Source organism: Agromyces zhanjiangensis (assembly GCF_040496055.1).
In the GTDB taxonomy this organism is placed as follows: Bacteria; Actinomycetota; Actinomycetes; order Actinomycetales; family Microbacteriaceae; genus Agromyces; species Agromyces zhanjiangensis.
The window spans coordinates 476,445-489,316 of record NZ_JBEPKB010000002.1; the positions used below are offsets into that span (position 1 = coordinate 476,445).

Below are 12,872 nucleotides of genomic sequence, written 5' to 3' on the forward strand. Positions count from 1 at the left end.
TCGCCGGCGGTACGCGGGCGTCGGTCGGCGGTCGGACTAGACGCGGGGCTGTGCCCCGGAATCCGTCGGGACCTCGACGCCCGCGTTGCGGGCGTGCGGGAGCTTGCTGCCGAGCACCATGGCAGTCACGTCGCGCGCGATGTGCTGCGGGGTCAGGCCGACACGTTCGAGGATGTCGGCGCGCGAGCCGTGGTCCAGGAACTCGTCGGGCAGGCCGACCTCGGTGACCGCCGTGTCGACGCCGGCCTCGCGCAGGTCCTGACGGATGCGGGTGCCGATGCCGCCGACCCGGATGCCGTCCTCGATGCTCACGACGATGCGGTACTCCCCTGCGAGCGAGACCACGCTCTCGGGCACGGGCACGACCCACCGCGGGTCCACGACCGTCGCACCGATCCCCTGCGCCTCGAGCTTGCGGGCGACCTCGAGGCCGATCCCCGCCATCGGGCCGACCGTCACGATCAGCACGTCGCGGCGCTCGGACTCGGCGAGGACGTCGACGCCGTCGTGAGTTCGGCGGACGGCGTCGAACTCGGTGCCGACGGTGCCCTTCGGGAAGCGGAGGACGGTGGGCGCATCGCCGATGCGCACCGCCTCGGCGAGTTCCTCGGCGAGCCGCACGGAGTCGCGCGGCGCCGCGAGGCGGATGCCGGGTACGACCTGCAGGATCGAGAGGTCCCAGACGCCGTGGTGGCTGGGGCCGTCCGGTCCGGTGACGCCCGCCCGGTCGAGCACGAACGTCACGCCGGCCCGGTGCAGGGCGACATCCATGAGGAGCTGGTCGAATGCCCGGTTGATGAAGGTCGCGTACACCGCGACCACCGGATGCAGGCCGCCGAAGGCGAGGCCCGCGGCGGAGGTGACCGCATGCTGTTCCGCGATGCCGACGTCGAAGACCCGGTTCGGGAAGCGCTCGGCCATGCGATGCAGGCCCGTCGGGCGGAGCATCGCCGCGGTGATGCCCACGAGGCGCTCGTCACGCTCCGCGAGCGTCACGAGCTCGTCGGCGAACACGCTCGTCCACGACGGCGCAGAGGCGGTCTCGAGCGATTCGCCCGTCTCGGGGTCGATCTGGCCGACGGCGTGGAACTGGTCGGCGGCGTCGCGTCGCGCCGGCTCGTAGCCGCGACCCTTCTCGGTGATCGTGTGGACGATGACCGGCGCGCCGTAGTCCTTGGCCTGGCGCAGTGCCTCTTCGAGCGCGCGCTCGTCGTGACCGTCGATCGGACCGATGTACTTGATGTCGAGGTTGGAGTACAGGGCCTCGTTGCCGCTGACCCTGCTGAGGAACCCGTGGAGGCCGCCGCGGACGCCGCGGTAGATGGCCCGGCCCGGCGATCCGAGCCGGTCGAACGCGCTGCGGCTCTTCAGGTGCAGCGAGCGGTACGACTGCTTCGTCCGCACCGAGTTCAGGAAGCGCGCCATCCCGCCGATCGTCGGCGCGTACGAACGCCCGTTGTCGTTGACCACGACGACGAGGTTCCGCGTGTTGTCGTCGGAGATGTTGTTCAACGCCTCCCACGTCATGCCGCCCGTGAGCGCGCCGTCGCCGACGACGGCGACGACGTGGCGGTCGCCCTGGCCGGTCATCTCGAAGGCCTTCGAGATGCCGTCGGCCCATGACAGCGAGCTGGATGCGTGCGAGCTCTCGACGACGTCGTGCTCGGACTCGGAACGCTGCGGGTAGCCCGCGAGGCCGCCGGTCTGGCGCAGCGTCGAGAAGTCCTTTCGCCCCGTCAGCAGCTTGTGCACGTACGACTGGTGGCCCGTGTCGAAGATGATGGGGTCGCGAGGCGACTCGAACACGCGGTGGATCGCGAGGGTGAGCTCGACGACGCCAAGGTTGGGGCCGAGGTGCCCACCGGTCTTCGAGACGTCGGCGACGAGCACCTCGCGGATCTCGCGGGCGAGCTCCTCCACCTGGTCGTAGGACAGCGCATCGAGGTCGCGCGGTCCGCGGATCGTGTCGAGCAGCCTCATCCGTCGTGCCTCCGGGTGCAATGGGCGCCGTGCGCCCGGGTTTCGTTCGAGTGTACGCCGGGCGACCTGAGAGCCCGGGCAGAGATCGGGGGCGCCGAGCCGAAGCCCGTCGCCCCCGTCGCGTGCCGTCGTCAGACGAGGCTGCGAAGCACGTACTGCAGGATGCCGCCGTTGCGGTAGTAGTCGGCCTCACCCGGCGTGTCGATGCGGACGACCGCGTCGAACTCCACCGTCTGCTTGCCCTCGGGCGAGAACTCGCTCGGCTCGGCCGTGACGCGCACCGTCTTGGGCGTGACGCCCTCGTTCAGCTGCTCGAGGCCCGTGATCGAGACGATCTCGGTGCCGTCGAGGCCGAGCGACTTCCAGCTCTCGCCGGCCGGGAACTGCAGCGGGACGACGCCCATGCCGATGAGGTTCGAGCGGTGGATCCGCTCGAAGCTCTCGGTGATGACCGCCTTCACGCCGAGCAGGTTGGTGCCCTTCGCCGCCCAGTCGCGCGAGGAACCCGAGCCGTACTCCTTGCCGCCGAAGACGACGAGCGGCGTGCCCTGCGCCTGGTAGTTCATGGACGCGTCGTAAATGAACGACTGGGGGCCGCCCTCGCGCGTGAAGTCGCGCGTGAAGCCGCCTTCGACGATCTGGCCGTCGTTGACCGCGGCGACGAGCTCGTTCTTCAGTCGGATGTTCGCGAACGTGCCGCGGATCATCACCTCGTGGTTGCCGCGTCGCGAGCCGTAGGAGTTGAAGTCCTTCTGGGCGACGCCGTGCTCGGTCAGGTACTGCGCGGCAGGGGTGCCGGCCTTGATGTTGCCCGCAGGGCTGATGTGGTCGGTCGTGACGGAGTCGCCGAGCGTCGCCATGACGCGAGCGCCCGTGATGTCGGTCACCGGGGTGAGGTCCATCGACATCCCGTCGAAGTACGGCGCCTTGCGCACGTACGTCGACGAGGCGTCCCACTCGAAGACCGGACCGGCCGGGGTCGGCAGGCTCTTCCAGCGGTCGTCGCCGTCGAACACGGTCGCGTACTGCTTGATGAACTGCTCGCGCGAGATCGAGGAGTCGATGATCTCCTGGACCTCCTCGGGCGCGGGCCAGACGTCCTTGAGGAAGACGTCGTTGCCGTCGGCGTCGGTCCCGAGCGGGTCGGTCTCGAAGTCGAAGTTCATCGACCCGGCGAGGGCGTAGGCGACGACGAGCGGCGGCGACGCGAGGTAGTTCATCTTGACGTCGGGGCTGATGCGGCCCTCGAAGTTGCGGTTGCCCGAGAGCACCGCGGTGACGGCGAGGTCGTTGTCGTTGATCGCCGACGACACCTCCTCGATGAGCGGACCCGAGTTGCCGATGCAGATCGTGCAGCCGTAGCCGACGGTGTAGAAGCCGAGGCCCTCGAGCGACTTGTCGAGGCCCGACTTCTCGTAGTAGTCGGTGACGACCTTCGAACCCGGACCGAGCGTGGTCTTGACCCAGGGCTTCGACTTCAGGCCCTTGTCGAGCGCCTTCTTCGCGAGGAGGCCGGCGGCGATCATGACCGACGGGTTGGAGGTGTTCGTGCACGACGTGATCGCCGCGAGTGCGACCGAGCCGTGGTTCAGCGTGAACGACGGGCCGTCGGCGAGCGTCACCGGCGTCGGCTTGGAGACCGAGTGCGGCGCGTGCGAGTGGTGGTGGTGCTCGTGGTGGCTGTGCTCGTCCTCGGGGGTGAACCCGGGCGGGTCGGACGCCGGGAACGACTCGGAGATCGTGAGGTCGACGAGGTCGTGGTCCGCGTCGGCGTAGTTGGTCAGGTCGGCGTTGAACTGCTCCTTGGCGTTGGAGAGCAGGATGCGGTCCTGGGGGCGCTTCGGGCCGGCGATCGACGGCACCACCGTGCCGAGGTCGAGCTCGAGGTACTCGCTGTAGACGGGCTCGTTGGCGGCGTCGTGCCACAGGGACTGCAGCTTGGCGTACTGCTCGACGAGGGCGACCGTCTGCTCGTCGCGGCCGGTGAGGCGCAGGTACTCGAGCGTGACGTCGTCGATCGGGAAGATCGCCGCCGTCGAGCCGAACTCCGGGCTCATGTTGCCGATCGTCGCGCGGTTGGCGAGCGGAACGGACGCGACGCCGGCGCCGTAGAACTCGACGAACTTGCCGACGACGCCGTGCTTGCGGAGCATGTCGGTGATCGTCAGCACCACGTCGGTCGCGGTGACGCCCGCGGGGATCTCGCCGCTCAGCTTGAAGCCGACGACGCGCGGGATGAGCATCGACACGGGCTGGCCGAGCATCGCCGCCTCGGCCTCGATGCCGCCGACGCCCCAGCCGAGGACGCCGAGGCCGTTGACCATCGTGGTGTGCGAGTCGGTGCCGACGCAGGTGTCGGGGTAGGCGCGCAGCACGCCGCCCACCTCCCGGTCGTAGATGACCTTGGCGAGGTGCTCGATGTTCACCTGGTGCACGATGCCCGTGCCCGGGGGGACGACCTTGAAATCGTCGAAGGCGGTCTGGCCCCAGCGGAGGAACTGGTAGCGCTCGCCGTTGCGCTCGTACTCGATCTCGACGTTGCGCTCGAGCGCGTTCTCGGTGCCGAAGAGGTCGGCGATGACCGAGTGGTCGATGACCATCTCGGCGGGCGAGAGCGGGTTGATCCGACTCGGGTCGCCGCCGAGCGCGGTGACCGCCTCGCGCATCGTGGCGAGGTCGACGATGCAGGGCACGCCGGTGAAGTCCTGCATCACGACGCGGGCGGGGGTGAACTGGATCTCGGTGTCGGGCTCGGCCGTCGGGACCCACGAGCCGAGCGCCTCGATCTGCTCCCGCGTGACGTTCGCGCCGTCCTCGGTGCGGAGCAGGTTCTCGAGGAGCACCTTCAGGCTGAACGGGAGCTTCTCGTACCCGGGGACGGTGTCGATCCGGAAGATCTCATAGGAGGTGTCCCCGACCTGGAGCGTGTCCTTCGCCCCGAAACTGTTCACTGCAGACACGATGTCCTCTCCTTCGCGGATGCCGCGGACGCGGCCCTTCCCGGCGTCGCCCGCCGAGGTTCGCCGGGGGCCGCCCCAGCAAGGCTAGCCCAACCGCATCATCGGCCGACAGGCCGCCGGCCGCACCCGTGATTTATCTTGATGTCGAGATAACTGTATCACTCGGCGGCGCGCTTCGCGGGGTAGACCGCGCGCACGACCAGCCATGAGAACACGAGCAGCAGCGCGTACAGCGGCACGCCCATGAGCAGGCGCGTCGCGCCGAGCGCCTCGACGTTGCCCGCGTAGTAGAACGGGACCTGCACCAGCAGTCGGGCGACGAACATGCCGAGCCAGACGACCGTCAGGAACTGCATCGCCCGGTACTTCCGGCGCTCCCCTCGCCACGCGGTGCCGTCGCCCATCAGGAATCCCACGATGAGGCCGACCAGCGGCCAGCGCACGAGCAACGAGATGAGGATCGCGACGGCGTACGCGGCGTTCGTGTAGAAGCCGATGACGTAGTTGTCCTCGGCGCGGCCGGTCCAGAGCGAGAGCGCAGCGGATGCCGCGACGCCGATGAGTCCGGCGATCGCCTGCGTGGGCTGGCTGCGCGTGAACAGGCGCAGCGCGGTGAACACCACGGCGAGGCCGAGCGAAGCGCCGAGCGCCCAGCCGAGCTCGCGCGTGAACGTGTACACCACGAGGAAGACGAGTCCGGGGAGGATCGCCTCCGCGAGACCGCGGATGCCCCCGAGCGCGCCGACGAGGTCGGCCGGGGTCAGCGTCTCGTCGCGCGCGATCCGGCCCAGGCCGGACTTCTCGGCGGCCGCGGCGACCTGGCGGCCGAACTCGGCCGCCGCGTCGTCCGGCTCGCCGTTCGACGTCCCGGCGGACTCGGGCCGATCGGGGTCCGTGCGGTCGGCTCGGTGCTCGTCGCTCACGCGGGCTGACCACCCGAGGACGGCGCGGGCATGCGCAACGGGATCAGGTCGCGCGGAGGCATGGGCGTGTTGCCGCGCACGACGACGATCGAGCGGAAGAGGTCCTCGACCTTCTTGGCCGCCGCGGGGTCGGCCGCCGCCTCGCCAGCGATGACGCCGCGCAGGAACCAGCGCGGCCCGTCGACCCCGATGAATCGGGCGAGGCGCATCTGGCCCGCCTGGCCGTCGGCGGTCGTGACGGGGATCTGCGCGAGCAGTTCGGGACCGAACGTGCCCTCGCGCACCTGCGTCGAGCCGCCCTGGCGGGCGATCTGGTCGGCGATCTGGCCCCGGATCTCGTGCCAGAGGCCGCTCGAGCGCGGAGCCGAGAACGGCTGCACCTGCAGGGTCGAGTTGGCGTAGTCGAGGCCGACGGCCACGACGCGCTTCGTGCCCTCCTCGACCTCGAGGCGGAGGTGCAGCCCCTCGCGGGGCAGGACCTTGACGCCGCCGAGGTCGACGTACGGGCGGACCGGGTTGGCCTCGGACTCGTCCAACGGGCCGTTCGTCGCGCGGTCCTCCGGCGCGGACTTGGGGTGGTCGACGGGGATGTCGTCGATGTTCTCGATGTCGCTCACGCGTGTGCTCCTGACTGGTTCGCCCCGAATCCGGTGGACCCGAATCCTCCCTCGCCGCGAAGGCTCCCGGGCAGCTTCTCGACCTCGACGAATCGCGCTCGGCTCACCGGCATGACCACCAGCTGCGCGATCCGGTCGCCCGCCTCGATCCGGTACGGCTCGCGGGCGTCGGTGTTCAGCAGCGCGACCTTGATCTCGCCGCGGTAGCCCGCGTCGACCGTGCCGGGGGCGTTCACGATCGTGAGGCCGTGCTTGAACGCCAGCCCCGACCGCGGGACCACGAACGCCACGTAGCCGTCGGGCAGCGCGATCGCGACGCCCGTGCCCACGGTGGCGCGCTCCCCCGGCTCGAGCACCACGGACTCGGCGGCGTGGAGGTCGGCCCCGGCATCGCCCGGATGGGCGTAGGAGGGGACGTGGTCGGCCGTGATCAGCACATCGACGGAATCGGTCACCGTTCGAGGGTAGTGCAGAAGTCTGGTCTGATAGTCCCATGCCCGACTACCGCGAACGGCTCTGGCCGACGCCCTGGATCTACCTCATCAGCCTGCTGCTCGTGCCCGCGAGCATCCTCGTGCTCGCCCCGGTGTCGCTGCCCGCGGGCATCGCGACGGGAGTGCTCCTCTATGTCGCGGTCGCGGGGTCGCTGACCATCACCTCGCCGGTGATCGAGGTCGCCGACGGCCGGCTCCGCGCGGGACGCGCTCTGGTGCCGCTCGAGCTGACCGGGCAGGCCATCGCCGCCGAGGGGGACGCCGCGCGGACCGAGCGGGGCACCGGCCTGGATGCGCGCGCATACCTCGTGATCCGCGGCTGGATCCGCGACGTCGTGCGCGTACCCATCGAGGACGCCGCCGACCCGGCGCCGTACTGGCTCGTGTCGACGCGGCATCCGCACGAAATGGCCGCCGCGATCAACGGATCGCGACGGCCCCGTGTCGGTGGGGAGCCTGCCTAGGCGGCGCACTCCAGGCAGATCGGCCCGAGCTTGGTCTCGTGGTCGATCTGCGAGCGGTGCTTCACGAGGAAGCAGCTGACGCAGGTGAACTCGTCCGCCTGCGGCGGCAGCACGACGACGTCGAGCTCGACGTCGGACAGGTCGGCTCCCGCCAGGTCGAAGCTGCCGGGGTTGTCGGCGTCCTCGACGTCGACGCTTCCCGACATCTTGTCGGGCACGCGCTCCTTGAGGGCCTCGATCGACTCCGAGTCGTCTTCGGTCTTCCGCGGCGCGTCGTAATCCGTTGCCATTCCCATCCTTTTTCCATTGCCGAGGATTCGGCGGCCATAGTCTGCACGAAATCAAGTGCGTAAGCAAACCATCCACGGGCCGTCCGATCCGGTGGAATGCACAACTCACGGCACGCCCGGCGTATTCCCAGCGCAGGGGGAACCCGCGTGGCATCCTTGGGCGGAGATCAAGGGCACGGAAGGGCTTCTCGCCATGCAGGAACTCAAGGTGATCGGGGTCGAGAGCGGCGCCCTCATCGCGGCCTCCGACGACGGCGCGCGATTCCGTATCGAGGTCGACGAGGTGCTGCAGTCGCGCATCCGCCAGGCGGTGCCCGAGACGCGCACCGGACCGAAGCTCTCCCCGCGCGAGGTGCAGTCGCACATCCGCTCCGGCCTGTCGGCCGAAGAGGTCGCCGAGCTCACGGGCGCGTCGGTCGAGTACATCCGCCGCTTCGAGGGCCCGGTGATCGCCGAACGCGAGCACATGGTCACCTCGGCCCTCGCCGTCCCGACCCACGCCGAGGTCGCCGAGGGCGACGAGCCGACCTCGTTCGGCTCGATGGTGCGCGAGCGCCTCGCCGGGCTCGGCGCGCACGGCGAGCGCTGGGCCAGCTGGAAGGACGAGGAGCGCGGCTGGATGGTCAAGCTCGAGTTCACGGCGGACGGCATCGACCACGACGCGAGGTGGTCGTTCGAGCCTCGCAAGCAGGCGCTCCACCCCCAGAACGCCGATGCGACGACGCTGTCGAAGCAGGGCGAGGTCCGCGGCGGGATGATCCCGCGGTTGCGCGCGGTCTCCGCGTCCGACGACGCCTCGCGCTTCGACAGCGGCGCGTTCACGTTCGAGGTCGCCGACAGCGCGGACGACGACACCGCGCCCCAGCCCGAACTCGTGGTCGCGCGACCCTCGTCGACTCCGAACGCATCGGTTGCGTCGTCGACGACCGCCGCGTCGAGCGCCGCGGTCGCACGCGCCGCTATCAAGCGAGCGGATGAGCCGGCGCCGCCCACGGGCGAGACGGCCGACCTGCTCGAGGCGCTGCGCCGACGGCGCGGTGAGCGCGAGGTCGGTCCGGTCCCGGAGCGGATCGCGGCGACGCCCGCCACCGTCGCCTCGGAATCGCCCGACGCGACTCCCGCACCCGCGTCGTCGCCGGCGGACGCCGACCATCGCGCGGACGCCGAAGTCGAAGCCGAGGCTGACGAGGCCCAGCAGCGCGCCGGCGCCGCGGCGCGTGCACTCTGGGGCGGGAAGTCGGGGCAGCCTGCCAAGCCGAAGAAGGGTCGCGCCGCGATGCCGAGTTGGGACGAGATCGTCTTCGGCGCCCGCAGCGACGACGACCCGGCCTGACCCGGGAGCCGCCCGCTCCGGTCGATCCGGGTCGACCCGGTCCCGTCGCGCCTGCCGCCGGCGTCGTCTCGAGCCGTTCCGTCGCCCGACCGCCGGTGCTAGCATTCGAACAGAGTTTCGAATGTCGGAGGTCGGGATGCTGCGGACGATGGAACCGGCGGAAGTGTGGACGAGCGCCTCGGGCGCCCCTGAGCGCCTCGTCTGGCGCGCTCGCCGCTTCCGCGTCGACGACACGCCCACACCGCTGGTCGGCCCGACTGACTGGTGGCTCGCGTTCGCGGGCGGCGACACCACGGCAGGGCGCGCTCCCCTTGCGATCACCGGGTGGCGCTTCCAGGCGACCAGCGGCGAGGGCGAGACGCACGTGTTCGACGTCGGCCACGACGGCACGCACTGGCACGTGCTCAGGGTGTTCGACTGAGCTGGGGTGCTCGGGAACGACGACCCCCTGAGCGCGGCCGAACCGTCCCGCAGTCCGGCGGGTGGGTCAGGCCGACTTCTCCGCCCGGCGCGGCTTCGACGGCACGATCGTCGGGGCAGCGTTGTCGATGACCGTCTCCTTCGTGACGACCACCCGTGCGACCCCGGTCGAGGACGGCACCTCGAACATGATGGGCCCGAGCACCTCCTCCATGATCGCGCGGAGGCCGCGAGCACCGGTCTGGCGCAGCACCGCGAGGTCGGCGATCGCCTCGAGGGCGGCATGATCGAAGTCGAGCTGCACGCCGTCGAGTTCGAACATCCGCTGGTACTGCTTGACGAGCGCGTTCCGCGGCTCGGTGAGGATCTCCATGAGCGCCGCACGGTCGAGCGGGGTCACGGTCGCGACCACGGGCAGGCGGCCGATGAACTCCGGGATCAGGCCGAACTTGTGCAGGTCCTCCGGCAGGACCTCGCTGAAGAGCTCCGCCTCGTCCTGCTTGGAGTGCAAAGGGGCCCCGAACCCGATGCCGCGCTTGCCCGCGCGGGACGAGATGATCTCCTCGAGGCCGGCGAACGCGCCGGCCACGATGAAGAGGACGTTCGTCGTGTCGATCTGGATGAACTCCTGGTGCGGGTGCTTGCGACCGCCCTGCGGCGGCACGGACGCCACCGTTCCCTCGAGGATCTTCAGGAGCGCCTGCTGCACGCCCTCGCCCGAGACGTCGCGCGTGATCGACGGGTTCTCGGCCTTCCGAGCGATCTTGTCGACCTCGTCGATGTAGATGATGCCGGTCTCGGCGCGCTTGACATCGTAGTCGGCCGCCTGGATCAGCTTCAGGAGGATGTTCTCGACGTCTTCGCCGACGTACCCGGCCTCGGTCAGGGCCGTGGCATCGGCCACCGCGAACGGTACGTTGAGCTGCTTCGCGAGCGTCTGCGCGAGGTACGTCTTGCCGCACCCGGTCGGGCCGATGAGCAGGATGTTCGACTTCGCGATCTCGACGTCGTCGTGCGCACGGTCGGCTGGCGTGATCGCCGCCTTCGCGCGCACGCGCTTGTAGTGGTTGTAGACCGCGACGGCGAGGGCGCGCTTGGCGGCGTCCTGGCCGATGACGTACTCCTCGAGGAAGGAGAAGATCTCCTTCGGCTTCGGGAGCTCGAACTCGCCCGACTCGGGCTCCCCCGCCTCGGCGAGGCGCTCCTCGATGATCTCGTTGCAGAGTTCGACGCACTCGTCGCAGATGTACACGCCCGGGCCGGCGATGAGCTGCTGCACCTGCTTCTGGCTCTTGCCGCAGAAGGAGCACTTCAAGAGGTCAGCACTCTCCCCGATGCGTGCCATCGCTTCCTCCCTCGAACCGAGTCTGTTCCGAGCCTAGCCGGACGTTGGCCGCTCGGGGCCGATCCGCCGCGGTTTGGCGGAAACGACACGACGAGGGGCGGATGCGTCATCCGCACCCGCCCCTCGTGGGTCGCCCAGGACTAGCGGCTCAGTGCCGGCAGCGTCTTGCGCGACGAGAGCACCTGGTCGATGAGGCCGTACTCGAGCGCCTCCTCGGCCGACAGGATCTTGTCGCGGTCGATGTCGGCGTTCACCTGCTCGGTCGTGCGGTTCGAGTGACGCGAGAGCGTCTCCTCGAGCCACGTGCGCATCCGCAGGATCTCCGCGGCCTGGATCTCGATGTCGGAGGCCTGGCCGTGCCCGGCCTCGCCCATCGCCGGCTGGTGGATCAGTACGCGCGCGTTCGGCAGGGCCAGCCGTCGCCCGGGCGTGCCCGCGGCGGCGATCACGGCCGCGGCCGACGCGGCCTGCCCGAGCACGACCGTCTGGATCTGCGGCCGGATGTACTGCATCGTGTCGTAGATCGCCGTCATCGCGGTGAACGAGCCGCCCGGCGAGTTGATGTACATCATGATGTCGCGGTCGGGGTCCATCGACTCCAGCACCAGCAGCTGCGCCATGATGTCGTCGGCCGAGGCGTCGTCGACCTGCACGCCGAGGAAGATGATGCGGTCCTCGAAGAGCTTCGCGTAGGGGTCCTGGCGCTTGTAGCCATAGGCCGTGCGCTCCTCGAAGCTCGGCAGGATGTAGCGCGAGCCCGGGGCCTGCCGGCCACCCGAGAAGGCCGTGCCGCCGAAGGCGGGGATGTTCATGCTCACTGTCTCTCTCTTCCTACGCAGCCTGGTCGGTCCCGCCGCCGCCCGAGACGTCGAGCGCCGACTCGCGGATGTGGTCGACGAAGCCGTACTCGAGCGCTTCCTGCGCGTTGAACCATCGGTCGCGGTCGCCGTCGGCGTTGATCTGCTCGACGGTCTTGCCGGTCTGCGCGGCCGTGATCTCGGCGAGTCGCTTCTTCATGTCGAGGATGAGCTGCGCCTGCGTCTGGATGTCGCTCGCGGTGCCGCCGAAGCCGCCGTGCGGCTGGTGGAGCAGCACGCGCGCGTTCGGGGTGATGTAGCGCTTGCCCTTCGTTCCGGCGGTGAGGAGCAGCTGACCCATCGAGGCCGCCATGCCGATGCCGACCGTGACGATGTCGTTCGGGACGAACTGCATCGTGTCGTAGATGGCCATGCCCGCCGTGATCGACCCGCCGGGCGAGTTGATGTAGAGGTAGATGTCCTTCTTCGGGTCCTCGGCGGCGAGGAGCAGCAGCTTCGCGGCGATCTCGTTCGCGTTGTCGTCGCGCACCTCGGAACCGAGCCAGATGATGCGGTCCTTCAGCAGTCGATCGAACACACTGGGCTGCAGTGTCGGTTCGGCCATGGATTTCGCTCCGTTCCGTTGCTTCGTTGGTCTCGAATCTATCCGGTGCAACACGCGGGAACCGGGCTGTTCGCCGTCGGCGGATGCCGCGCCGCGTCAGGCGCCGGTCCCCCGCTCGTCCTCCGCCCGGCCGAAGAGTTCGCGCGCGTAGGCGTCGACCGCGCGGCGGTACTGCGTGAGGTGCGGGGCGAGCGCGACGAGGGCGACGGATGCCGCGGCATCCGCCCTGCCCGTCGAGGCGAGCGCGAGCGCGCGGAACGCCGCCACGGCGTCGGCCAGGTCGCCCACGTCGGCCGCGACCTCGTCGAGGAGGGCGAGCGACTCCTCGGGCCGGCCGAGGTTGCGGATCGTGGAGGCGAGCTGGATGTGCGCCTCGACGCGCGTCCGCCCGGCCAGCCCGAGTTCGAGTGCGAGGCGGTAGCGCGGCTCGGCCTCCTCCTCGAGCCCCGCAGAGTCGCGCGCCCCGGCCGCCTCGAACGGCCCCCGGGGATCGTCCCCGGGGAGTTCGGCGGCGAGCGCGTCGATCCGCACGATCACCTCGCTCTCACCGAGATCGGATGCCGCGTCCCAGACCTCGTCGACCCGTCGCTGCCAGTCGTCCCCCATCACCGCTCGTCCCTCTCG

Annotated in this window: 13 protein-coding genes; 3 read left to right on the forward strand and 10 right to left on the reverse strand. The window is 70.0% G+C overall.

The window, feature by feature from the left end; genetic code table 11:
• Positions 1-36: 36 nt before the first annotated feature.
• The 5 genes from dxs to dut form a co-directional block, all read right to left on the reverse strand.
• On the reverse strand, positions 37-1,980 hold the full coding sequence (gene dxs / locus ABME02_RS05415; protein ID WP_353814244.1) for a 1-deoxy-D-xylulose-5-phosphate synthase: 1,944 nt from the start codon (positions 1,978-1,980) through the stop codon (positions 37-39).
• A 131-nt stretch (positions 1,981-2,111) separates the two neighbouring features.
• A complete protein-coding gene (locus ABME02_RS05420) occupies positions 2,112-4,940 on the reverse strand; it encodes an aconitate hydratase (RefSeq protein WP_353814245.1) in 2,829 nt (942 codons plus the stop codon).
• 158 nt (positions 4,941-5,098) lie between these two features.
• Entirely contained in the window at positions 5,099-5,863 is a 765-nt protein-coding gene (locus tag ABME02_RS05425) for a DUF3159 domain-containing protein (protein ID WP_353814246.1), read from the reverse strand.
• Positions 5,860-6,480 carry a DUF3710 domain-containing protein gene (locus ABME02_RS05430; protein ID WP_353814247.1) on the reverse strand — a complete coding sequence of 207 codons (621 nt, stop codon included), beginning with the start codon at positions 6,478-6,480 and terminating at the stop codon, positions 5,860-5,862. The genes ABME02_RS05425 and ABME02_RS05430 overlap by 4 nt, the downstream gene beginning before the upstream one ends.
• Positions 6,477-6,935 (reverse strand): dUTP diphosphatase, encoded by a 459-nt coding sequence (dut, locus tag ABME02_RS05435; protein ID WP_353814248.1) that lies wholly within the window; start codon positions 6,933-6,935, stop codon positions 6,477-6,479. The genes ABME02_RS05430 and dut overlap by 4 nt, the downstream gene beginning before the upstream one ends.
• Before the next feature lie 38 nt (positions 6,936-6,973).
• On the opposite strand from dut, the gene ABME02_RS05440 reads away from it, so the two are divergent.
• On the forward strand, positions 6,974-7,438 hold the full coding sequence (locus ABME02_RS05440; protein ID WP_353814249.1) for a DUF3093 domain-containing protein: 465 nt from the start codon (positions 6,974-6,976) through the stop codon (positions 7,436-7,438).
• Here the strand turns inward: ABME02_RS05440 and ABME02_RS05445 are convergent.
• Positions 7,435-7,728: a DUF4193 domain-containing protein gene (locus ABME02_RS05445; RefSeq protein ID WP_129233012.1), complete on the reverse strand. Its 294-nt coding sequence runs from the start codon at positions 7,726-7,728 to the stop codon at positions 7,435-7,437. The two genes, ABME02_RS05440 and ABME02_RS05445, sit on opposite strands and share 4 nt — an antisense overlap.
• A 193-nt stretch (positions 7,729-7,921) precedes the next feature.
• Between ABME02_RS05445 and sepH the strand changes: the two genes are divergently transcribed.
• Positions 7,922-9,061, forward strand: coding sequence for a septation protein SepH (gene sepH, locus ABME02_RS05450; RefSeq protein ID WP_353814250.1), 1,140 nt, complete (start codon positions 7,922-7,924; stop codon positions 9,059-9,061).
• A gap of 148 nt (positions 9,062-9,209) precedes the next feature.
• Positions 9,210-9,482, forward strand: a complete 273-nt coding sequence (locus tag ABME02_RS05455) for a hypothetical protein (protein WP_353814251.1) — start codon at positions 9,210-9,212, stop codon at positions 9,480-9,482.
• Between the two features lie 66 nt (positions 9,483-9,548).
• Here ABME02_RS05455 and clpX read toward each other — a convergent pair whose 3' ends face one another.
• The 4 genes from clpX to ABME02_RS05475 all read right to left on the reverse strand — a co-directional run bounded on the left by clpX (position 9,549) and on the right by ABME02_RS05475 (position 12,854).
• Positions 9,549-10,826, reverse strand: a complete 1,278-nt coding sequence (gene clpX, locus ABME02_RS05460; protein WP_155843327.1) for an ATP-dependent Clp protease ATP-binding subunit ClpX — start codon at positions 10,824-10,826, stop codon at positions 9,549-9,551.
• A 140-nt stretch (positions 10,827-10,966) separates the two neighbouring features.
• A complete protein-coding gene (locus ABME02_RS05465; RefSeq protein ID WP_353814252.1) occupies positions 10,967-11,638 on the reverse strand; it encodes an ATP-dependent Clp protease proteolytic subunit in 672 nt (223 codons plus the stop codon).
• 19 nt (positions 11,639-11,657) lie between these two features.
• Positions 11,658-12,290 carry an ATP-dependent Clp protease proteolytic subunit gene (locus tag ABME02_RS05470; protein WP_271192402.1) on the reverse strand — a complete coding sequence of 211 codons (633 nt, stop codon included), beginning with the start codon at positions 12,288-12,290 and terminating at the stop codon, positions 11,658-11,660.
• 54 nt (positions 12,291-12,344) lie between these two features.
• Positions 12,345-12,854, reverse strand: a complete 510-nt coding sequence (locus ABME02_RS05475; protein WP_353814253.1) for a tetratricopeptide repeat protein — start codon at positions 12,852-12,854, stop codon at positions 12,345-12,347.
• Positions 12,855-12,872: the final 18 nt, after the last annotated feature.